The sequence below is a fragment of the Arthrobacter sp. LAR12-1-1.1 genome (genome assembly GCF_040676555.1).
Taxonomy (GTDB): domain Bacteria; phylum Actinomycetota; class Actinomycetes; order Actinomycetales; family Micrococcaceae; genus Arthrobacter.
In genome coordinates this window covers 1-569 of sequence record NZ_JBEGIG010000040.1, presented here as the reverse complement: position 1 = coordinate 569, position 569 = coordinate 1, and the positions used below count along the sequence as shown (strand labels likewise).

The following is a 569-nucleotide window of genomic DNA, read 5'->3' as shown; positions in this document are numbered from 1 at the left end:
AGCAGCCATCCTTAAAAGAGTGCGTAATAGCTCACTGGTCAAGTGATTCCGCGCCGACAATGTAGCGGGGCTCAAGTACACCGCCGAAGTTGTGGATTTCAGACAATAGCCAAGCTGCTTCCTTGTGAAGTTGGTTCAGGCGTCTGGAGTGGTAGGGGAGCGTCGTGTGGGCAGTGAAGTCGCGGTGGAAACCAGCGGTGGAGCCTACACGAGTGAGAATGCAGGCATGAGTAGCGAAAGACGGGTGAGAAACCCGTCCGCCGGATGATCAAGGGTTCCAGGGTCAAGCTAATCTGCCCTGGGTAAGTCGGGACCTAAGGCGAGGCCGACAGGCGTAGTCGATGGACAACGGGTTGATATTCCCGTACCGGCGAAAAACCGCCCATGCTGAACAGGGGACACTAACCGCCCGAAACCTGCCCTAGCACCCTTCGGGGTGTGTGGGTTTTGGTGGAGCGCGGGACCTGATCCTGGGAGGCAAGCGTATTAACAGGTGTGACGCAGGAAGGTAGCCGAGCCGGGCGATGGTTGTCCCGGTCTAAGGATGTAGGGCGAACGGTAGGCAAATC

1 rRNA gene is annotated in these 569 nt (G+C 57.6%); it reads left to right on the top strand.

What is annotated here, in order from left to right:
- A 23S ribosomal RNA gene (locus MRBLAR12_RS18590) occupies positions 1-569 on the top strand; the annotation flags it as partial.